We start from the raw sequence: 20,056 nt of genomic DNA on the forward strand, positions 1-20,056 counted from the left end.
CTGCGGTCAAGGGCGTATTGCCCAACCTTTTGGCAACAGGTTCAATTTGATCAAATTTTCATCACCTGTGGCTGTAAGGTTGGGGAAAACACTCAATTTACAGTAACCCACCGCAGGATAAAGAAATTGTCGGGCCGCTGCGTCAGCGTAACATTTTCGGTCACGCCCCACAAAAGCGGCTGCACATACATCGGCACATAGGCGACATCATCATTCAAAATGGTCGCGGTTTCATCCAGCATTTGCTGGCGCTTTGCTTCGTCCAGTTCGGTCTGGATCATGGGCAATAACTCATCCACACGCGCATTGGAATATCCGCCAAAATTCCAGCTGCCCAGCTTCTTTTCAGTGTTCGGTGTGGCAGCCAGAAAACGAATGGGATGTTCAGCATCAAAGGTACCGGGCGACCAGCCAAGCAGATACATATCAAAGTTATCTGCGCGCAACTCTGGCCAGTAATTACGCACCGGCATCGCATTCAGTTCAGCTGTAATACCGACGCGGGCCAACATACCGACAATCGCTTGACAGACAGATGCATCATTCAGATACCGGTCATTGGGGCATTTCAGGCCAAAGGAAAATCCATCCGGGTACCCTGCTTCGGCCAGCAATTCCTTGGCACGGTCGGGGTTGAATTCGGGACGTGCAGCATTGGCTTCGGAATAGCCGCGCATCGCAGGGCTGACCAACTGACTGGCGGGTTCGGCCGTGCCACGCATCACGATCTGCAAGATCGCTGGAACATTGACAGCATGGGCCACAGCCTGACGCACGCGCAGATCGGCAAAAGGATTCGGGTCGCCCGCATTATCGCCGAACTTCAGCGCCTCATGATCATGCGGAAAGCCCAGCATGATCACACGTGCTTCGATCCCTTGGATGACTTTCACGCCATCGCGCGCGGCGGCACGTTCAGCATCCTGAACCGGGATCGGATTGATCATCTCGACCTCACCGGACAACAGGGCTGCAACCGCAGTGGCAGAATTGGGAATCGGGCTGAATACAGCGCGGGTAATATTATGTTCCGGCTCGCCCCACCAATTATCAAAGGGCTCAAGCACCGTTTCAATCCCTGGTGACCGTTCGGTTACACGAAACGCACCGGTGCCATTGGTGTTGATCGTCGCAAAGTTTTCAGTATCCCGCGACGGGCGTTCAGTACCATTGGCAGCAGCCCAGTCGCTGTCCATGATCATCCAGTTGGCGATGCTGTCAGGAAAAATTGGATTGGGGCCGTTGGTGATGAAATCAATCGTATAGTCGTCCTTGATTTCCACATCTGTGACAGATCCGAACCAACTGGCGGTATCGGCATCCTCGCTGGATGCACGTTCATAAGAAAACAGCACATCTTCGGCCGTAAAAGCACTGCCGTCGTGAAAAGTCACACCCTGACGCAGCACAAAGCGCCATCCGTGTTCTGCGCTTTGGCTTTCCACCGGAAAAGACCGCCATTCAACGGCAAGCGCGGGTTCAATGACCATATCCCGATCACGTCGGACAAGGCCTTCATAAACATTATTCAGAAATCCCAGAACGGGGGCTGAATTCACGGCATGAGGGTCCATCGTTTGCGGATCCGTGGTCGATGCCCAACGAAATGTTTCGGCTTGGGCCGACCCAATCAACGTCAAAGCCGTCGTTGCGGCAAGTAGTGTGCGAAACATGGATAATCCCCCGTAAATTGCTGACCCCCGGCGCCAAACAAACGCCGGGGGTATTTTCAAGCGTGGACCGACTTGCGGTCCGCGTCACATCAATTGACTGTGAAATACTTGAACTTGGGCTGATCTTCCGGATCAACATCGATACCGACGTTGCTTTTTACACCCCAGTTCAGAACCTGGTGGTGAACCGGCAGATACAGCGTTTCAGCCTGAACTGTTTCCCAGATTTCCGCAATCGTGGCATCGCGCGCATCCAGATCAGTTTCAGACGCCAGACTTTGGATCTTTGCATCGATATCAGCGTTGGAATACCCTGTACCGTTCCAGGATCCACGATCTTCGCCGCGTGTGTGCACCAGGAAGTTGAATATATATTCACTGTCATACGTCGGAACGCCCCAGCCCAGCATATAGAAATCTGTCTGACCGTTTGTGATCAGTGGAAAGTGCTGTGCTTTGGGCTTGGCATCCAGATTAACCGTGATGCCGATCTGTGCCAACATACCAACAGTCGCCTGGCAGATGCCTTCGTCGTTGATATAGCGGTCATTCGGGCAATCCAGCTGAATGCTGAATCCGTCTTCATAACCAGCCTCGGTCATCAACGCTTTGGCAGCCGCAACGTCGGTCGCAGGCACTGCGTCCAGCTCAGCCGTCCAGCCATTCACGAACGGAGGCATGATAACACCCGCAGGCTGTGATTGACCGCGCATGATCACCTGTTTGATCGCATCACGGTTGATCGCGATTTTCATCGCCTGGCGCACACGCTGATCAGCCAAGGGGTTCTTGCCGTCAACATTGTCACGCTCAAGATCATCCGCACCGGTGTTCATACCAAAGAAAATCACGCGGTTTTGCGGGGCTGTGCGAATATCAAGACCGTCGGTTTCAGCCACGCGATTAAGATCTTGAACAGGAACGTCCTGAATAAAATCAACTTCGCCAGACAGCAGCGCTGCGACACGTGTGGCCGGATTTTGAATGGGCGTATAGATGATTTCAGTTACATCCATCGGAAACTGATCCATGCCCCAGTAATTTTCGTTCTGGGCAAGAACGGTTTCAACATCAGGCTCGCGGCTGACAACCCGGAAAGGGCCGGTGCCATTCGCATTGGTCGTGGCAAAAGATGTACCACCACCTTCGAAATCCTGAACGCCGACTGTATCATTGGCCTCGGCCCATGTTTTGTCCATCATGAACAGGTTTGTAAGGTTGTTCGGCATAATCGGATTGGGGCCGTCTGTCACAATCTCAACCACATATTTCGAAGGCGCACGCACTTCGACGATCGAGTTGATCAGCTCTTTCATATCTGATTCTTCAGACTTGGCGCGATTGATCGAAAACACAACGTCTTCGCTGTCGAACTCGGCACCGTCGTGGAATGTCACACCTTCACGCAGATTGAAAATCCAGACATTGGGATCATCGGCACTGGGTGCCCAATCGGTGGCTAAAGCGGCCTCAAAAGCGCCGGTGGTGTCACGGATCAACAGCGGTTCATAGATCTGGTGGGCCACAGTATGTGTCGGCCCTTCGTTTTGGGCATGTGGGTCCAATGTCAGGCTGTCACCCGCACGAGCCCAGCGGATCGTTTCCGCACTGGTGGCAAGCGCTGTCGTCATCAACAGGCTGGCCGCAAGAAAGGCGGTGGTTTTTTTCATGATTTATAACTCCCCTTTGGATGTGGTGATCATTGATGATCGGCGGAAAAACACAAGACACATCATGTGGTATATGACGTTGGGTAACGTATATTTTTCCCTAAATATAGCGCATAGTGCGCTGGTCTTGCTGTCTCGCCTTCTAAAGGACGCTCATGTGCCTTCGGTGAGAGTATTGAGAGAACAATGAATTGCTTTGTGGATTTCATTGATTTTGCTACTAAAGTTGAATGCACAGATAGAGTAATTCGATTTGACATATTTAAGATTTGTTCAATTCACCAAAGTTGACGGCATGAATGCCAGATCTGGCTTCTTTTGTGCGGCTTATGAACTGCGTAATGCGCCTATTTTAGATCAGGCACAGCATGATCAGCTAGAAGCCTTACTTGATTGGTTTCGCAAAAATGTAGCTATACCAAAGCGGTTCAATAAATCGAAATCCAAAGGGTATTATCGGCGTGATGCTAAAGGGCTAAGCTGGTTCAGGGCAGATGCAAACGAAGCGCTTGGGAAAGCCTTTGAGCTGGTCGCTTTATTGAAAGAAAATGGATACCAGATCGAATTACTGCGTACTGGCCGGATCGGATATATCATTTATGAAGATGATGTTCAGACAGTCGCAGAACCGTTTTTGGATACACCTATTTAGGCCGTGCATCATACCGAAAACGGATCATCCCCGTACCCCACCCCCGCAAGGTACAGTCCTTGTGGTGGGCAGACCGGGCCGCAGGCGGGGCGGGATTTGGCATCAAGTGCAGTTTTGACATCATCGGGCTGCCAGCCCCCTGCGCCGACACGTGCCAGCGTGCCGACAAAGCTGCGGACCTGATTGTGAAGAAAGCTACGGGCGCGGACGTGAAAGCAGAACTCCTGACCGTGGGGAATATCACGCATTTCAATATCCAGCGCGTTTAGCGTTTTGATGGGGCTTTCGGCCTGACAGATCGACGACCGAAAAGTGGTGAAATCATGCTGCCCCAAAAGATGCTGCGCACCTGCCTGCATTGCGGCCAGATCCAGTGGATGACCCACCTGCCAGACCAGACCGCTATCATGGGTTACCGGCGCACGGCGGCTGATCAGGCGAAACAGGTATCGCCGTTCCACTGCAGAAAACCGGGCGTGCCAGTCATCAGACACGCGTTCTGCCTGCAAAATCGCAACAGGCAACGGTTTCAGATGGTAATTCAGCGCCTCAGACAATCGAAACGGGTCCCAATCCCGCGTCAGATCCACATGGGCCACCTGTGCCGTGGCATGCACCCCCGCATCCGTGCGCCCGGCAGCAGCAATCGTATGGGGGCCGGATTCCAGCTTGCACAAAGCATCCTCGACCGCGCCTTGCACGGATGGCACATCTTTCTGACGCTGCCACCCAGCAAACGGCGCACCGTGATATTCGATTTTCAACGCAAAACGGGGCATTCCCTGCCACTAGCGCGCCAAATGTAATTATGCAATCGCCACTAGGCATTCCCCAACACCCCGCCTATCTTGTGCCTGCGGGATCAAGGGGCATGGGTTTGATTATTTCTGATATTGCAGATGGTTTGATACGCAGCGTTGAGACTGTGACCGACACAGTAACCGCTCCTTTTCAGCCCGCGTCGATCCGTCTGGGCGTCACCGGTTTGTCACGGGCGGGCAAGACGGTGTTCATCACATCGCTGGTCGCTAACCTGATGAACCGGGGGCGCATGCCACAATTGGTGGCGGCCGCCCATGGCAATATCCAGACGGCTTATTTGCAACCGCAACCCGATGATACGGTCCCCAGATTTGAATATGAATCCCATCTGGGCGCTCTGACATCGCCCTTGCCCACATGGCCCGACAGCACCCGTACGGTCAGCCAGCTGCGCCTGTCGCTTAAGGTGCAATCGCGTGGTCTGATGGGGGCTGTGACTGGACCACAAACCGTTCATCTGGATATCGTTGATTATCCGGGCGAATGGCTGCTGGATCTGGCGTTGTTGGATAAATCCTATGCCGACTGGTCGGATGACGTTCTGGCGCGGATCACCAACCGCGATGTGGCGGCAGATTTTCTGCAACTTGAAACCCAAACAGATGCCAGCGCTAAGCTGGATGAACCCACAGCACAGGCTTTAGCCCAAGCGTTCACACGTTATCTGAAAGCCGCGCGGGTGGCTGGGTTTTATGACTGCACACCGGGGCGGTTTTTGCTGCCGGGCGAACTAGAGGGTTCACCTGCGCTGACATTCGCACCGCTGTCACAATCCGACAGCCCGCCCCGCAAAAGCCTGTGGCGCGAAATGGAACGCCGCTATGAGGCCTATAAATCGCGCATCGTGAAACCGTTTTTTCGCGATCATTTCGCCAAGATTGACCGACAGGTCGTACTGGTTGACGCCTTGGGCGCGATCCACAAAGGTCCGCAAGCGGTCGAAGACATGCGCCTTGCGATGGCTGATATTCTGGGCGCATTTCGACCCGGGCGGAATGCCTGGTTAACCAGCCTGTTTCGCGGCAAACGCGTCGAACGCATTCTGTTCGCGGCCACTAAAGCCGATCATTTGCATCACCGCCAGCACCCGCGCCTGACCGCGATCATGCAGGCGCTGATCCGTGACGCAAGCGACCGTGCGAATTTCGCTGGTGCCAAGACCGCCGCCATGTCCATCGCCGCCTTGCGCGCAACAGTCGAAGAAACCGTTGATCACAAGGGCAACGTACTGGATTGCGTGCGCGGCACCTTGCTGGATGGCGGGAAACAGGCGGCTTTTTACCCAGGTGAATTGCCCGAAGACCCTGCGCATTTGCTGGCCCCGGCACGCGATGGGGCGGACGCGTGGCTGGATGCCGATTATCAGATCATGAATTTTGCGCCTGCGCCGCTGACCTTGAAACCGGGCGAAGGTCCCCCCCATATCCGTCTGGACAAAGCTGCCGAATTCCTGATCGGAGATCGCCTGAGATGACCCAAAAATCCACAGGACCGGTTTTGATCGAATTGGAGGAAACCAGCGACAAGACACCGTCAACCGTGCCACCCGTCCCCGATGTACAAATGCCCACACCCACAGGTCAGGCGATGCAAACCATGGCCGCATTAGCAGCGCGCGAACCATCGCGTTTGGGCAAATGGTTCTGGTCCGTGCTGGGTGCGCTGTTTACCTTTATCCTATCGCTGGCCGCGTGGGATTTCATCACCGGATTGCTGGATCGTAACCCGATTTTGGGCATGGCCGCCCTTGGCCTGACGGGCTTGTTCATCCTGATCCTGACCATCATCGCCCTGCGCGAATTGGCGGCATTTTCCCGACTGGGGCGGTTGGACCGTGTGCACAAAGCCGCCGAAGCCGCACTGGCCGCCAACGATCTGGACGGCGCACGACATGTGATCAAGCAACTGGAGACGCTTTATAAATCGCGCGAAGATACCCAATGGGGCCGCGAAAAACTGACCGAACGCCAGGGCGATATGTTCGACGCTGACGGCTTGCTTGGGTTGGCCGAAAACGAATTGCTGACCCCGCTGGATACCGCCGCCACCCAACAGGTCGAAGCCGCCGCACGTCAGGTTGCGATGGTTACAGCATTGGTGCCCTTGGCGCTGGCCGATGTCTTTACAGCGCTGACCGCCAACCTGCGCATGATCCGCCGCATCGCCGAAGTGTACGGCGGCCGCGCAGGCACGCTTGGCAGTTGGCGACTGACACGCGCCGTGCTGACCCATCTGGTCGCAACCGGGGCCGTGGCCGTGGGTGACGACATGATCGGATCCGTGGCCGGCGGCGGCGTTTTGTCCAAAATCTCGCGCCGCTTTGGCGAAGGTCTGATCAACGGCGCCCTGACCGCCCGCGTCGGCGTCGCCGCCATCGAGGTCTGCCGCCCTCTTCCTTTCCACACCCGCAAACGCCCCTCTGTCAGCGGCATCGTGAAACGCAGCCTGACCGGATTATTCGGGTCAGCAAACAAGGAGTAACATCATGGAATCTTTAGCTGCCGATCTGTCGACTATGATCCGCACGCCGCTGGAAAAGTCCCATGTGGATGCGATGCGCAGGGTTGGGTCGGAACGTCAGATGAAAGCCGGTGACATCCTGCAAAAGATGGGCGAACCCAGCGATACATTCCATTATCTGGTCGAAGGCGAGGTCGAAGCGATTGATGCACGCACCGGCGAACGCTATGGGGATGCAACGCTTGGGCCGACGCAGTTTTTCGGCGAAATCTCTTTTCTGTCCGGCAGCAAGGCGATATTGGGCGCGCGGGTTGTAAAAGACAGCACCATGATCTGTGTGCCACGCGAAAAAATGCTGGATCTGATGTCACAAATCCCCGAGATGAGCGATATCATTGTCACAGTTTTTGCCGCCCGCCGTCGCCGTCTTTTGGAAAGTAACGAAGCCAGCCTGACGCTGATCGGTGCCGAGGTGGATCGAAATATTCGCCATATTGCATCGTTTGCCGGGCGTAACCGCATCCCTGTTCGATCCCTGACGCTGGACGAACACGAGGCCGAGGCGATTGCCCATGAATGCAAGATCGGTGAACCGAAGCCGATTGTCATTCTGGGCAAGACAGAGGTGATCGAAGACGCCACGCCAACCAAGATCGCCCGCCGTTTGGGTCTGGATATCAGCATCGAACCTGATCACGTCTTTGACACTCTGATCGTGGGCGGTGGCCCTGCTGGTGTCGCCGCTGGCGTCTATGCCGGGGCCGAAGGGCTGTCTGCATTGGTGATTGAGGATCTGACGATTGGAGGACAGGCCGGAACCTCAAGCCGGATTGAAAATTACATGGGCTTTCCCACCGGTATTTCCGGCGCTGATCTGGTCTGGCGCGGCGAAGTGCAGGCGATGAAATTTGGCACCCGCTTTGCCGTTCCCCGCCGCGCCACCAAGCTGCAACAGCGCGACAATGACGGTGTGTTTTGCGTGACCATGGACGATGGCGATATCGTCTGCGCCAAAAGCGTGATCGTGGCGACGGGCGTGCAATATCGGCGCCTGCCCATAGACCGCATTGAACAGCTGGAAGGTGTAGGTGTTTATTACGCGGCCACGGATGTTGAGGCGCGCTATTGCCGCGACACGGATGCAATTGTCGTGGGCGGCGGCAATTCTGCAGGCCAGGCGGCGATGTTTCTGTCGCGCACTGCCAAACATGTGCACGTTCTGGTCCGCGGCGAAAGTCTGGCGGCATCCATGTCGGATTATCTGGTCAGCCGACTTGAGGCTGATCCAAAAATTACCATCCATTACCGAACCGAGATGAAAGAACTGCACGGCGACGATCATCTTGAAAGCATCACGATCCGCGACAAAACCAGCGGGCAAGACTGGTCGATCAAATCACGCGCAGCTTTTATAATGGTCGGTGCGGCCCCAAATACGGGCTGGCTTTCGGGTCTGGTTGACCTAGACGGCAAAGGCTTTGTGAAAACCGGCCGTGACGTGGGCGCAGGATCATCATACGAGACATCACACGCCGGTATCTTTGCCGTCGGCGATGTCCGCGCCGGATCCGTCAAACGCGTCGCATCAGCCGTTGGCGAAGGATCGGTCGTGATTTCTAAAGTGTGGGATCACGTGGGCGACTAAGAGGCAATCAGACGAATGCTTTCTGCTGAAGGCTCATTTAATTACAAACAATTATAGCCAGCACGCACATTGAAAGAAAACCGCGTCGATGCCTTTGGCGCGGGTTTTCGCTTTTTGGATGATTAGATATGGTATCGCTTGGGCGATCATCATAATCTTTGCAAAGCTATTTAAGCAAAGGACTATCATTTATGACCGTTTCTGCAGATTGCCTTTACACCGACCGGGCAAATCCTTTTGTGAAGATCTGATGTAATGACTGATCATGATGGCGAAAATTTCAATCAATGGGATCTGCAACAAGAACCCAAGACGACATCTGACACCGTTGGTCTGATCATTAATACAATCAAAGACATCGAACCTTTGGATGATCAGTTCGGTGTTGATCCTAAGAAAACTGTTCCACCCGCACTTTATGATCTGTTTTTCGGCCAACGTGACCCAACGACCGTCAGTAATGATCCCAAAGACGCCCCACCTCTGCAGACTTACGCCATTCTGGACGCCGCCAAGATTGCCAATCTACCGCAACTGCTGGCCAGCACTGAGCTTGAGTATCGGTGCCTGTTCAAAGGTCAGGCGTATGACGAACTGAAAGATGTAGCGCCATGGATCGTGACGCTGAAAGAACACAATACCTTTACCCGTAACCTTTTTAGCCACGACCCCAAAGACCCGGCACCTTGGCACAATTGGGATAAGGAACCAGGCATCTTTATCCGGTCCCAAGCATCTCTGGACGACATCTGGAGGCATTTCAGAAAATTCACCAAGGTGCAGGATGAAGCAGGGAAATGGTATTACCTTCGGTTCTATGACCCAAAGATCGCTTTCCCCTACATCACCCAAAGCGAACGGTTTTCGGAACGCATTTTGAATGTGCCAACGGCAAGACAGTCAACGTCCATGGTCATAATCGACAAGACCAATGCACATCACATAAAGCTGGCAGAAGTTCCCACTAAGCCATCAGCGGGCATTTACGTGATGGATCATCATGACAAAGATATTTTTCGCGCACTTACATTCATCAGTCGCGCCAACGTTCTTCTTGAAAAACTGAAAGACAGTTTTTCTTTTGAGACTGACAACGATGCTTATCGTGATGCCATTATCACGACAATGCACCGGATGCACCAATACGGGTTCCGCCAAAAGCGCCAATTAGAGCAGCTTGCGACCTGGGATATATTTTACGGCCCGAATTTCGAAAAAAATGACCCTGAAGGCCATCTTTTGGATATATGCTTGCGTCAGGATATAGACTCGGCTGAAAAATTTAGTGATTTTTGTAAACGTTTAAACGAGATTTATTAAATGCAAGATGGGCAGTTCCCGCCAAGCCCGACTGAAATTATCGCAGCACTTGATACACCAAACACAGAACGCGAATATTACCGTTCCGAAGATTGCGACGTTGGCGCGACATGTGGCGGACAGGGTTTGTTCATCCCCCTATCGAAAATGGGGTGATCAACACGGCCAAAGTTGTCCTCGGTCAGATTAAGTAACTGGCACTCCCAATACCCTTAAGCATGTCGCAGACCATTGTACTCTTTTACGCAGGCAGACCCTTACTGCCCATATTCAGAAACTTTGCGCGGCGTTCTTTCAGCAGTTCTTTGGGGGATTTATCTTCAAGTTCTTTCAGCAAATCGCTGATCGCAGTGCGGACGTTTTGCATGGTTTCGGTCCGGTGGCGATGCGCGCCGCCGATGGGTTCGGGAATAATTTTATCGCAGACCTCAAGCTGTTTCAGATCCTGCGCAGTCAGGCGCAGGGCTTCGGCCGCTTCGCGCATACGTTCAGAATCCTTCCACAGGATCGTGGCACAACCTTCGGGGCTGATCACCGAATAAACGGCGTGTTCTAACATCGCCAGACGGTTCGCAGTTGCAAAGGCCACGGCCCCACCCGATCCACCTTCACCCAGAACCACTGACACCAGCGGCACCTTGATCTGCAGACATTTTTCCGTGGAGCGCGCAATCGCCTCGGACTGACCGCGTTCTTCGGCGCCTTTGCCGGGATAAGCGCCGACCGTATCAACCAGCGTGATCACAGGCAGGCGCATCCGGTCAGCCAGATCCATTAGGCGCACAGCTTTGCGGTATCCTTCGGGGCGCGCCATGCCGAAATTTCGTTTCAGACGACTTTCGGTGTCATTGCCCTTTTCGTGACCGATCACTACGACGGGACGATCTTCGAAACGCGCCAGACCACCCATTACCGCATCATCATCGGCAAAGTTTCTGTCACCCCCAAGGGCCGTATATTCGGTGAAGATTTCCTGAATATAATCAATCGTATGAGGCCGTTCGGGGTGGCGTGCGACTTGATATTTGCGCCAGGGCGTCAGGTTGCTGTAAAGCTCTTTCAGAAGATCGTGTGCCTTTTTATCAAGGCCTGCGGCTTCCTCTTCGATATCCATTTCCCGATTTTCACGCGCTTTTGCCCGTAATTCAACAGCTGTGCCTTCAATCTCGGCCAGCGGTTTTTCAAAATCAAGATAGTTGGTCATTATCGGCTCCGGCATATCGTCTGGCGATATATGACCTTGCACGCATGCAGATGCAACTGTCGCGTTTGCCAGATGTGCCCGATTGATCACGCCTGTCAGATTGTTACTGTTTTGCCGCAAATTCAGGCAGGCAAAACACTGTGCATTGTTTTTAGCAAAGACCCAAGACATGGTCCGCGCGGGAAAACGAACGAGGGATAACAATGAAATTTTACCACTATGCAGTGCTGGCCACTGCGATCTGTATCGCAGCACCGGCCGTGTCACAGGATATCAAGTTCGGCGACGACAGCGGCGAATGGACCAATGATGGCGAATGCGATGATCGTCGGTTTTTTGGCAGTGGAATGGCCGAAGTGTTGAATTGGGAAGACACAGGTCGCGATGCCACGGACTGCAAGCAGCAGTTTGACGCCGGCAACATCCAACTGTGGAACATCGAACGCGCCCGGGCAGCAACCCAGTGCAGCGCGATCAACTTTGGCGATAACTCAGGCCAGTACACTGACGATGGCGCCTGTGATGACCGCCGGTTCGAAGGGATCGGTGCCGCAGAAATCATGAATATGGAAGACGTCGAAAAAGATGCCAACGATTGCCAGCGTCTGTGTGATTTCGATCTGATTTATCTGCGCGATTACTAAACGACCAATAGCGCTCATCAGTCCGGGTAACTTTCTTCGCAAAGAAAGCCCGCAAGGGCTTGATGAGCGCCCGTCTAACCGCTGATCATTTCGGACTGCCGCACAATCACTTCGGCCTGTTTGATGCTGGCGATATCGACCAAACGGCCTTTATAGACGGTAGCCCCTTCGCCATTGGCCTTGGCCTTTTCCATTGCATCCAAAATCTCGCGCGCCTCGGCAACCTGTTCGTCGGATGGCGTAAAGACCTCGTTCGCGATGGCGACCTGTTTGGGGTGGATTGCCCATTTGCCAACCATGCCAAGTGTCGCGGATCGTCGCGCCTGCGCCCGGTATCCTTCATCATCGCTGAAATCGCCAAACGGCCCGTCCACCGGCAAAACCCCATGGGTCCGACACGCCGCCACGATCGCCGTCTGCGCCCAATGCCACGGGTCCGACCAGTGTTTAACACCATCCTGCAGCATATAGTAGTTTTCCTGCGTGCCACCGATGCCCGTCGTCTGCATCCCCATCGAAGCTGCGAAATCCGCCGCGCCAAGTGACATCGCCTGAAGGCGCGGGCTTGATGCTGCAATCTCTTCGACATGCGCGATACCCGCCGCACTTTCGATGATCACCTCGAAACTGATCGGCTTGGCGCGTCTCTTGGCCGTTTCGACCGCCGTCACCAGTGCGTCCACGGCATAGATATCACTGGCATTGCCGACCTTGGGGATCATGATCTGATCGATCCGGTCGCCCGCCTGTTCCAGCACATCCACCACATCACGATACCAAAAGGGCGTGTCCAACCCATTGATCCGCACGCTTAGATATTTCTGCCCCCAATCGATATCGCCAATGGCCTGGATGATGTTCTTGCGGGCTTCGGCCTTATCATCAGGGGCGACAGAATCTTCAAGATCCAGATTGATCACATCCGCCGCACTGGCCGCCATCTTTTCAAAGATCGCAGGGCGCGACCCGGGGCCAAAAAGCTGGCAACGATTAGGACGTGCAGGGGCTTGGGGTTGGATGCGAAATGACATGGCGTGCCTCGGTAATGATATTTCGTTTTTGCGCCATTAATCGATAGATTAATGCGCAGCAACCCGCAAGCGTCAATTTCGCAACTGCAGCATAACCCTGCGTGACGCGCCTTAGGCTGCTGCGATCAGATCATCCCAAATAACTGAATTACGCTTGGCAAATACACTTAAATGCCCAATTTTTCCAAGACCATACCCTTTGGGTTTGATCAGAAGTTGCGTTATTGGCGCGTCTTTGAAAGATTGCATGTGCCGCCAAACCGCCTGGGGTGGCACCATCGGGTCATCCTGAATGGCAACAAACTTCGTCGGCGCCTTGATCCCCATGACATCCGGTTGCGGCAGCCTCTTACCGATGTCGCTGGCATTAAAATCGCGCGATGTGCACCAGCGTCGCCACTGAAAATAAACATTCTTGGGTAAATCCTCGTTTATACCCGAAAACCGCCCCGGCAAATACCCGAACATCTGCGCCAAAACAGGTCCATGCGCGTGCCAAAACACATAAGCCTTTGGTTTGTAATGCCATGGATGATCCTTGATATTCACCGGCCCGCTGGCCACGCAAATCACCCGGTCAATCTGGTCCAGACGCTGCTGAAACGGCAACATCAGACCGCCCAGTGAATGTCCGATCACCCACAACGGAACGTCGGGAAACGCATCTGCCAGCCAGTCGCGCGCAACCTGTTGATCGACAAGACCCCAATCGGACATCAGCACCTTTGACTGTGCCATAGGCCCGGTCAGGGATGCGCCAAAGTCGCGATAATCAAAGGTCAGACAGGCGATACCTTTCTTTTCGGCCAACCAATTGGCAAACGCTTTGTAATAGCCATGCGGAATACCCGTTGCCCCTTGCAAGATACAGACAGCCGTCACCACACCCAATGGCCGCGACAGATGCCCAGCCAAATGATGCGTCCCTGCATCAATCATCACCGGTTCGTAAGTTTGCCCTTGATCCAGCATTGCAAAACTCCACATTAGACTGATCGGTCTAACTCAGAGACTAGACTGATCGGTCCAAAGGTGTAAAGGATTATCTTGAATGGCCTATTCGACACCTCAAAAACTGGTGCATGCGGCATCGGATCTGTTTCGCCAGAATGGTTATGCCGCCACCGGGCTTAGCGAAATTCTGAAACGTGCAGGTGTACCCAAGGGGTCGCTTTACCATCATTTTCCAGGTGGGAAAGACGATTTGGCCATTGCTGCCGCGCAGCTAGCCGGCAAGCATCTGCGCACCTTGATCGAAGCGGCCTTTAAGGATGTGGACGACTTTAACGCAGGGATCGAAACCGTGTGCAACGCCATTGCCGATCTGTTCGAAAAAAGCGGTACATGGACATCCTGCCCGATCACCACAACGTTGCTGGACGGCAAAGCCAAGCCCGACTTTATCGCCACCGCGGATGAAATTTTTGCAAGCTGGCGGCAGGTCTGTTTCGACAACGCGCGCCGGTTCGGACATTCAGATGCAGCGGCAAACGACATCAGCCGCACCACTTTGATGCTTTTGCACGGGTCCTGGATCGCTGCGCGGGCAGAAAATTCTGCTGCGTCCATACGGCAGGTGCCTCGTTTGTTGGATATTCAGATCAGGGCTTTGACAAATCAAAATTAACGACAAACTAAGACGGGTTAATGACAGAGCAATTCTTGCCAAACCCTATCCCCATCGTGCGTATTGACGATCACCAAAACAGGCCAAATCCCGGCTGGAATCACAGTTTTGTACAAAATATTTGGTACAAAACCCGTGTACAAAATATACAAAACTGCGTGACGGTGGGCACTTAAGAATACCTGTCACGCAACGTCCCAAGCGTTAAACTTTTCAAGACGCCACGTTTTTTCAGCTGGTTTCCGTAAGGCCAAGCACATGATTATTTTAAGACCAGTGCCATTTTTCACTGCACATTTCCGGATTTTTCCGAAAGAGTATTTTTCAAGATTTGGAGCTTTATAATGATACAGATACCCTATCTATTATTCTTGGGCGACGCCCCCGATCAACTGGCCGCAAAAGTGGCCCAGGGCATCAAGGATTGGCGCCCCGAAAACGCTGTTGGGCAGTTCCGTTTGCCCGGCTGTGGTGCCGATCTGGGCCTGACTGATATGACCTTGGAAGATGCCAAAACAGCTGGCGCCAAGACCCTAGTCATCGGTGTCGCCAACCGCGGTGGTGTCATTTCCGAAACGTGGAAACAGGTTCTGCGCGACGCATTGGCAATGGGGTTTGATCTGGCAAGCGGCTTGCACAACTTATTGAAAAACGAAGATGATTTGGTCAGCACAGCCAAGAAGTATGGTCAAGCTTTGCATGATGTGCGTATCCCCGACGTCAAATATCCCATTGCAAATGGCGTACGTCGCCGCGGCAAACGATGCTTGGCCGTGGGTACGGATTGTTCGGTTGGCAAGATGTACACAGCCCTTGCGATGGACGCTGAAATGCGCAAGCGCAGGCTGAAAAGCACCTTTCGCGCCACGGGCCAAACCGGCATTTTGATCACCGGTGGTGGCGTGCCTGTCGATGCTGTCGTGGCCGATTTCATGGCCGGATCCATCGAATGGCTGACCCCGGACAATGACGACGATCACTGGGATATGATCGAAGGCCAAGGCAGTCTGTTCCACGTGTCTTATTCAGGCGTCACCATGGCGTTGATCCACGGCGGTCAGCCCGACGCGCTGATCCTAAGCCACGAACCCACCCGCCCCCACATGCGCGGACTTCCCGGCTATGATCTGCCATCGCTCGAGGCCGTACGCGACACCGCAGTGACGCTGGCAAAAGTCGCCAATCCTACCTGTCAGGTTGTGGGAATTTCTATTAACACACAGCATCTTAGCGAAGATCAGGCCTTGGACTATCTGGCAAAGACAGAACAGCGCATGGGTCTGCCTGCGGTCGATCCATTTCGCCAGGGCGCAGGTCGTTTGGTTGACACGCTGGACGGAATTTAACCCATGCAAATCAGCGCCCAAAAAGACGTATTTCCCCTGGCACAAGCCTTTAGCATTTCGCGCGATACCAAGACCGAAGCCAAGGTTGTCACCGTCCAAATACGCGATGGCGATCACAGCGGATGCGGCGAATGTGTGCCTTATACGCGTTATGGTGAAAGTCTGGACAGCGTGCTGGAACAGATTGAGTCGCTGCCACTTTATGTTGACCGTGATACATTGCAAACGCTGTTACCTGCGGGCGCTGCACGCAACGCGGTTGATTGTGCCTTATGGGATTTGCAGGCAAAGAAAGCTGGCAAGCGGGTTTGGGAACTGGCTGGATTATCAAAGCCCAAGCCGGAAATCACCGCCTTTACTCTGTCCTTGGACACCCCCGAAAAGATGCAAGCGCAGGCCGCCCAAAACGCCCATCGCCCGCTTTTGAAAATCAAGTTGGGCACCCCCGATGATATGGCGCGTCTGGAAGCCGTGCGCGCAGGGGCGCCTAACCCAAAACTGATTGTGGATGCAAACGAAGGTTGGACCACCGATGTCTACTGTGATCTTGCCCCGCATCTTTTGCGCCTTGGTGTAGCGATGGTCGAACAACCCTTGCCTGCAGGTCAGGATCAGATGTTGTCAGAAATCGAACGCCCATTGCCCGTTTGCGCCGACGAAAGTTGCCATGATCGCAATAGCTTACCCGATTTGGCGGGCAAATACGATATGGTGAATATCAAGCTGGATAAAACCGGCGGGCTGACCGAAGCGTTAAACTTGCGCGATGACGCACTGGCGCAAGGATATCAGGTTATGGTCGGCTGTATGGTCGGCACATCGCTTGGCATGGCCCCTGCGGTTCTGGTGGCGCAAGGGGCGGCCGTCACAGACCTTGACGGCCCGCTTTTATTGTCCCAAGACCGCGATAACCCTTTAATTTTCGACGACACCGGGGTGCACCCATCGACCACTGCACTTTGGGGCTAAGGAGATACCGATGAGCCGAACAGTATACGTCAATGGGCAGTATGTTCCTGAAGAAGATGCCAAAATCTCGGTCTTTGACCGCGGGTTCTTGTTTGCTGACGGTGTTTACGAGGTCACCAGTGTTTTGGGTGGCAAGCTGATTGACTTTGCAGCCCACGCAACACGTCTGGAAAGATCGCTTGGCGAATTGCAGATGGAAAGCCCTGTCGCAAAAGACGAACTGCTTGAAATTCATCGTGAATTAGTACGTGCTAATGACATCACGGACGGTCTGATCTATCTTCAGATCACACGTGGCGCGGCAGATCGCGATTTTGCTTTTCCGGAAAACGCCACGCCGACAATCGTTCTTTTCACACAATCCAAACCCGGCTTGGCCAACAGTCCTGCGGCGCAAACAGGTATCAAGGTAATCAGCATCGAAGATCAGCGTTGGGGGCGGCGCGATATCAAGACGGTGCAGCTTTTGTACCCATCCATGGGCAAGATGATGGCCAAGGCAGCCGGGGCCGATGACGCATGGATGGTTGAGGATGGCCATGTGACAGAAGGGACGTCCAACAATGCCTATATCGTCAAAGGCAATACCATCATTACACGGCATCTGGGCAATGAAATCCTGCACGGTATCACCCGCGCGGCCGTTCTGGCTTTTGCCCGTGAAGCACAGATGAAGGTCGAAGAACGCGCCTTTACGATAGATGAAGCATTGCAAGCAGATGAAGCCTTTATCACATCCGCTTCGTCCTTTGTGATGCCGGTCGTGGAAATTGACGGCACGGGCATCGGAAACGGCGAACCGGGGTCCGTTGCGCAACGTTTGCGTGAAATATACTTAGACGAAAGTCTTAAAAAGGCGGTTTGACGCAAAAAAACGCGCAGTGCTATACCCTGAACGGCTAATATTTGCGCGCTTTTGATAAGTATATTGATTTGTATTGTCTTTCGTGGATATTTGCGAAACTTTAACGGAAGGTATTCGCACTTTGACGAGGAGGCATGGCGTGCGCCGCATATTTGGGGCTGCAATTTTTGTAATCGGTATAATTGGCTTGGGTTCTTGGGCGACAATTAAACACGCGCCCTTTATCGAGGCCAAAATTGCTGTGCGCGCTGCAAATAATTTCGCAATTCTTGATGCAACCCACGATCTGATTACGTCTGTTTCCGGACGTGATGTCCGTGTCACGGGTTTAGCCAACAGCGCTGAAGAAAAAGCGCTGATTCTGGCTGATATTGACCAAGTTCGTGGCAGACGTGCAATTATTGATGAAATCGAAGTGCTTTCGCACATATCGCCTTATGTCTTTACTGCCAGAAAAACGGCCTTTGATAAATCCTATGATGGTCTGGTCCCAACTGAAAAAATACGCGCCGCGATTGGGCGTGACATTGGTGCAGAACCTGCACAGGATCTGATCTTAGCCGCTGGCGCACCTGATACCGCGTGGCCGGGCGTTGTCAAACTTTCACTTGATGCATTGGATGCATTGCTGATCGGTGAATTCACATTGCAAGACCGTGATCTGATTCTAACCGGGCTTGCAAAAACACCCGAAGTCAAAACGCGCGTCGAAACGATTTTATTGGGTGTTCCGTTCGATTATTCGGTTCAAACGGATCTTGATATCTATATTGATGATCGTCCGGCTGATTTCGAATTGCTTTACAGCGTGGTAGATGGCGTTCAGGTCAATGGCCGCGTTCCTGCAGGCCTGGATACAAAACGTCTGGCCCAGGTTCTGAACGTGGCAAGTGTCAGCGGTGATATTGACAAAAGTGTTCTAAGTGACAGTGGGCTTGCACAATCGCATCTTAGGCTTTTGTCATATTGGCTACCTGATCTTGAAAATGCACGCATGAAAATTGCCCCGAATACGCTGGAATTCGAAGTCACTGTTTCACCTGGAATTGATCAGGAACAGGTGGAAACTGCGCTTGTCTCTGCTTTGTTTCCCGGCACTCAGATGGCCGTCAACACCATTGATGATATGCCCGAGGCTGATTTTGTGCGTGTCAACGCTGCCACTGCCAAGCCCCAGATATTCCGGGCAGGATACTGGTTGCCGGTCATGTCTTTTGATCCGACCCAACAAGTTTGTGAGAATTTAGCGCGTCAGGCTTTGGCGCAGCAAAAGATCAGTTTTGTTGCAGGATCTGATCGGCTTCAGACACAATCAGCCCGCGCCATCAACGAAGTGGCCGCGATTTTGCACGAATGCACCACTGTGGCGGGCTTGCAGATTGAAATTGACGGCTTTGTAGATCGCCCGGGAAATGCCACGCGAAATGAAACTTTGCGTCGCGACCGTACACTTGCACTGCGTCAGGCTTTTGTAGACCGTGGTATTGCAAGCGAAGATATTTCGCCGCAAGGTTTGCAAGGGGGGCGTATTGTTGTTGCAACAACGGGCCAAAGCAATCAGGAAGTGCCGATACGCACACACTCTGATCCGTCCATGCCCCCACACATGGAAAAGGCAACCGAAGGTAAATAAAGTATGTTTCAGGAATGGAGCTTTCTGATCGGGGAAATCTGGGGGCTTTTGATCATGGCCGCCTTGTTGGGGCTTTTGACAGGCTGGGTTATCTGGGGTTATGGCGCACAAGAAGTGATTGAAACCGAAACTAAAAGACTGCGTGCGGATCTTGATGCAAGCTGGGTTGCACAGAACGAAAAAACCGCTCAGATCAAGGCGCTGCGCACTGAATTATCAGAACAAAAACCTTTTGATGATGTTGCAGAAGCCCCTGACGGGAAACCGGTTTTCCTATCCGAACCACGAAATGGGAAAGCCGATAGTCTGACAAAGATAAAAGGGATTGGTCCGAAGTTGGAACATCTTTTAAATAATATGGGTATTTATCATTATGATCAGATTGCGGGATGGAATGATGCTGAAATCGCTTGGATGGATGAAAACCTAAAAGGTTTCAAAGGCCGCGTCAGTCGGGATAACTGGATAGATCAGGCAAAATCTTTACGGTCTTAA

Annotated in this window: 19 protein-coding genes; 13 read left to right on the forward strand and 6 right to left on the reverse strand. The window is 53.2% G+C overall.

Annotated elements, in window-relative coordinates; genetic code table 11:
• Positions 1-92: 92 nt before the first annotated feature.
• Together HRQ87_RS01110 and HRQ87_RS01115 are read right to left on the reverse strand one after the other, a co-directional pair.
• Complete coding sequence (locus tag HRQ87_RS01110; protein ID WP_174134509.1) at positions 93-1,673, reverse strand: ABC transporter substrate-binding protein; 1,581 nt, start codon at positions 1,671-1,673, stop codon at positions 93-95.
• Positions 1,674-1,762: 89 nt separating this feature from the next.
• Entirely contained in the window at positions 1,763-3,343 is a 1,581-nt protein-coding gene (locus HRQ87_RS01115; RefSeq protein ID WP_174134510.1) for an ABC transporter substrate-binding protein, read from the reverse strand.
• Between the two features lie 295 nt (positions 3,344-3,638).
• On the opposite strand from HRQ87_RS01115, the gene HRQ87_RS01120 reads away from it, so the two are divergent.
• Positions 3,639-3,995 (forward strand): hypothetical protein, encoded by a 357-nt coding sequence (locus HRQ87_RS01120; protein ID WP_174134511.1) that lies wholly within the window; start codon positions 3,639-3,641, stop codon positions 3,993-3,995.
• Between the two features lie 8 nt (positions 3,996-4,003).
• Here the strand turns inward: HRQ87_RS01120 and truA are convergent, their stop codons facing one another.
• On the reverse strand, positions 4,004-4,774 hold the full coding sequence (gene truA / locus HRQ87_RS01125; RefSeq protein WP_174134512.1) for a tRNA pseudouridine(38-40) synthase TruA: 771 nt from the start codon (positions 4,772-4,774) through the stop codon (positions 4,004-4,006).
• Positions 4,775-4,872: 98 nt separating this feature from the next.
• Here truA and HRQ87_RS01130 point away from each other — a divergent pair, with 98 nt between their 5' ends.
• The 5 genes from HRQ87_RS01130 (at position 4,873) to HRQ87_RS01150 (ending at position 10,398) form a co-directional block, all read left to right on the forward strand.
• Positions 4,873-6,291 (forward strand): YcjX family GTP-binding protein, encoded by a 1,419-nt coding sequence (locus tag HRQ87_RS01130; RefSeq protein ID WP_425501500.1) that lies wholly within the window; start codon positions 4,873-4,875, stop codon positions 6,289-6,291.
• Positions 6,288-7,298: a YcjF family protein gene (locus HRQ87_RS01135; protein ID WP_174134514.1), complete on the forward strand. Its 1,011-nt coding sequence runs from the start codon at positions 6,288-6,290 to the stop codon at positions 7,296-7,298. The genes HRQ87_RS01130 and HRQ87_RS01135 overlap by 4 nt, the downstream gene beginning before the upstream one ends.
• 4 nt (positions 7,299-7,302) lie before the next feature.
• Entirely contained in the window at positions 7,303-8,922 is a 1,620-nt protein-coding gene (locus HRQ87_RS01140; RefSeq protein WP_174134515.1) for an FAD-dependent oxidoreductase, read from the forward strand.
• 255 nt (positions 8,923-9,177) lie between these two features.
• Positions 9,178-10,242: a DUF4123 domain-containing protein gene (locus tag HRQ87_RS01145; RefSeq protein WP_174134516.1), complete on the forward strand. Its 1,065-nt coding sequence runs from the start codon at positions 9,178-9,180 to the stop codon at positions 10,240-10,242.
• Positions 10,243-10,398: a hypothetical protein gene (locus HRQ87_RS01150; protein WP_174134517.1), complete on the forward strand. Its 156-nt coding sequence runs from the start codon at positions 10,243-10,245 to the stop codon at positions 10,396-10,398.
• A gap of 85 nt (positions 10,399-10,483) precedes the next feature.
• Here HRQ87_RS01150 and HRQ87_RS01155 read toward each other — a convergent pair whose 3' ends face one another.
• Positions 10,484-11,446, reverse strand: a complete 963-nt coding sequence (locus HRQ87_RS01155; protein WP_174134518.1) for an acetyl-CoA carboxylase carboxyltransferase subunit alpha — start codon at positions 11,444-11,446, stop codon at positions 10,484-10,486.
• A gap of 203 nt (positions 11,447-11,649) precedes the next feature.
• On the opposite strand from HRQ87_RS01155, the gene HRQ87_RS01160 reads away from it, so the two are divergent.
• Positions 11,650-12,090: a hypothetical protein gene (locus HRQ87_RS01160; protein ID WP_174134519.1), complete on the forward strand. Its 441-nt coding sequence runs from the start codon at positions 11,650-11,652 to the stop codon at positions 12,088-12,090.
• 74 nt (positions 12,091-12,164) lie between these two features.
• Here the strand turns inward: HRQ87_RS01160 and HRQ87_RS01165 are convergent, their stop codons facing one another.
• Both HRQ87_RS01165 and HRQ87_RS01170 read right to left on the reverse strand, forming a co-directional pair.
• Positions 12,165-13,121 carry an L-malyl-CoA/beta-methylmalyl-CoA lyase gene (locus HRQ87_RS01165; RefSeq protein ID WP_174134520.1) on the reverse strand — a complete coding sequence of 319 codons (957 nt, stop codon included), beginning with the start codon at positions 13,119-13,121 and terminating at the stop codon, positions 12,165-12,167.
• Between the two features lie 111 nt (positions 13,122-13,232).
• Positions 13,233-14,093: an alpha/beta hydrolase family protein gene (locus HRQ87_RS01170; RefSeq protein WP_174134521.1), complete on the reverse strand. Its 861-nt coding sequence runs from the start codon at positions 14,091-14,093 to the stop codon at positions 13,233-13,235.
• A 79-nt stretch (positions 14,094-14,172) separates the two neighbouring features.
• Here HRQ87_RS01170 and HRQ87_RS01175 point away from each other — a divergent pair, with 79 nt between their 5' ends.
• From HRQ87_RS01175 to HRQ87_RS01200, 6 genes are all read left to right on the forward strand, one after another.
• Positions 14,173-14,748, forward strand: a complete 576-nt coding sequence (locus tag HRQ87_RS01175) for a TetR/AcrR family transcriptional regulator (RefSeq protein ID WP_174134522.1) — start codon at positions 14,173-14,175, stop codon at positions 14,746-14,748.
• A gap of 344 nt (positions 14,749-15,092) precedes the next feature.
• Positions 15,093-16,094 carry an N-acetyltransferase DgcN gene (gene dgcN, locus HRQ87_RS01180; RefSeq protein ID WP_174134523.1) on the forward strand — a complete coding sequence of 334 codons (1,002 nt, stop codon included), beginning with the start codon at positions 15,093-15,095 and terminating at the stop codon, positions 16,092-16,094.
• A 3-nt stretch (positions 16,095-16,097) separates the two neighbouring features.
• Positions 16,098-17,063 (forward strand): N-acetyl-D-Glu racemase DgcA, encoded by a 966-nt coding sequence (gene dgcA, locus HRQ87_RS01185; RefSeq protein WP_174134524.1) that lies wholly within the window; start codon positions 16,098-16,100, stop codon positions 17,061-17,063.
• Between the two features lie 10 nt (positions 17,064-17,073).
• Positions 17,074-17,928 carry a D-amino-acid transaminase gene (locus HRQ87_RS01190; RefSeq protein WP_174134525.1) on the forward strand — a complete coding sequence of 285 codons (855 nt, stop codon included), beginning with the start codon at positions 17,074-17,076 and terminating at the stop codon, positions 17,926-17,928.
• Between the two features lie 139 nt (positions 17,929-18,067).
• Positions 18,068-19,561, forward strand: a complete 1,494-nt coding sequence (locus HRQ87_RS20540; protein ID WP_174134526.1) for an OmpA family protein — start codon at positions 18,068-18,070, stop codon at positions 19,559-19,561.
• 3 nt (positions 19,562-19,564) lie between these two features.
• Positions 19,565-20,056 (forward strand): hypothetical protein, encoded by a 492-nt coding sequence (locus HRQ87_RS01200; protein WP_174134527.1) that lies wholly within the window; start codon positions 19,565-19,567, stop codon positions 20,054-20,056.

Source organism: Parasulfitobacter algicola, from assembly GCF_013315265.1.
GTDB classification, from domain to species: Bacteria; Pseudomonadota; Alphaproteobacteria; order Rhodobacterales; family Rhodobacteraceae; genus Parasulfitobacter; species Parasulfitobacter algicola.

Excerpts from the sequence above, each read along its gene's own strand:
- HRQ87_RS01175 (WP_174134522.1), top strand. The coding sequence starts at position 14,173 with ATGGCCTATTCGACACCTCAAAAACTGGTGCATGCGGCATCGGATCTG.
- dgcN (WP_174134523.1), top strand. The coding sequence starts at position 15,093 with ATGATACAGATACCCTATCTATTATTCTTGGGCGACGCCCCCGATCAA.
- HRQ87_RS01145 (WP_174134516.1), top strand. The coding sequence starts at position 9,178 with ATGACTGATCATGATGGCGAAAATTTCAATCAATGGGATCTGCAACAA.
- HRQ87_RS01110 (WP_174134509.1), bottom strand. The coding sequence starts at position 1,673 with ATGTTTCGCACACTACTTGCCGCAACGACGGCTTTGACGTTGATTGGG.
- truA (WP_174134512.1), bottom strand. The coding sequence starts at position 4,774 with ATGCCCCGTTTTGCGTTGAAAATCGAATATCACGGTGCGCCGTTTGCT.
- HRQ87_RS01165 (WP_174134520.1), bottom strand. The coding sequence starts at position 13,121 with ATGTCATTTCGCATCCAACCCCAAGCCCCTGCACGTCCTAATCGTTGC.
- HRQ87_RS01200 (WP_174134527.1), top strand. The coding sequence starts at position 19,565 with ATGTTTCAGGAATGGAGCTTTCTGATCGGGGAAATCTGGGGGCTTTTG.
- dgcA (WP_174134524.1), top strand. The coding sequence starts at position 16,098 with ATGCAAATCAGCGCCCAAAAAGACGTATTTCCCCTGGCACAAGCCTTT.
- HRQ87_RS01170 (WP_174134521.1), bottom strand. The coding sequence starts at position 14,093 with ATGCTGGATCAAGGGCAAACTTACGAACCGGTGATGATTGATGCAGGG.
- HRQ87_RS01140 (WP_174134515.1), top strand. The coding sequence starts at position 7,303 with ATGGAATCTTTAGCTGCCGATCTGTCGACTATGATCCGCACGCCGCTG.
- HRQ87_RS01155 (WP_174134518.1), bottom strand. The coding sequence starts at position 11,446 with ATGACCAACTATCTTGATTTTGAAAAACCGCTGGCCGAGATTGAAGGC.
- HRQ87_RS01120 (WP_174134511.1), top strand. The coding sequence starts at position 3,639 with ATGAATGCCAGATCTGGCTTCTTTTGTGCGGCTTATGAACTGCGTAAT.
- HRQ87_RS01190 (WP_174134525.1), top strand. The coding sequence starts at position 17,074 with ATGAGCCGAACAGTATACGTCAATGGGCAGTATGTTCCTGAAGAAGAT.
- HRQ87_RS01150 (WP_174134517.1), top strand. The coding sequence starts at position 10,243 with ATGCAAGATGGGCAGTTCCCGCCAAGCCCGACTGAAATTATCGCAGCA.
- HRQ87_RS01160 (WP_174134519.1), top strand. The coding sequence starts at position 11,650 with ATGAAATTTTACCACTATGCAGTGCTGGCCACTGCGATCTGTATCGCA.
- HRQ87_RS01115 (WP_174134510.1), bottom strand. The coding sequence starts at position 3,343 with ATGAAAAAAACCACCGCCTTTCTTGCGGCCAGCCTGTTGATGACGACA.
- HRQ87_RS01135 (WP_174134514.1), top strand. The coding sequence starts at position 6,288 with ATGACCCAAAAATCCACAGGACCGGTTTTGATCGAATTGGAGGAAACC.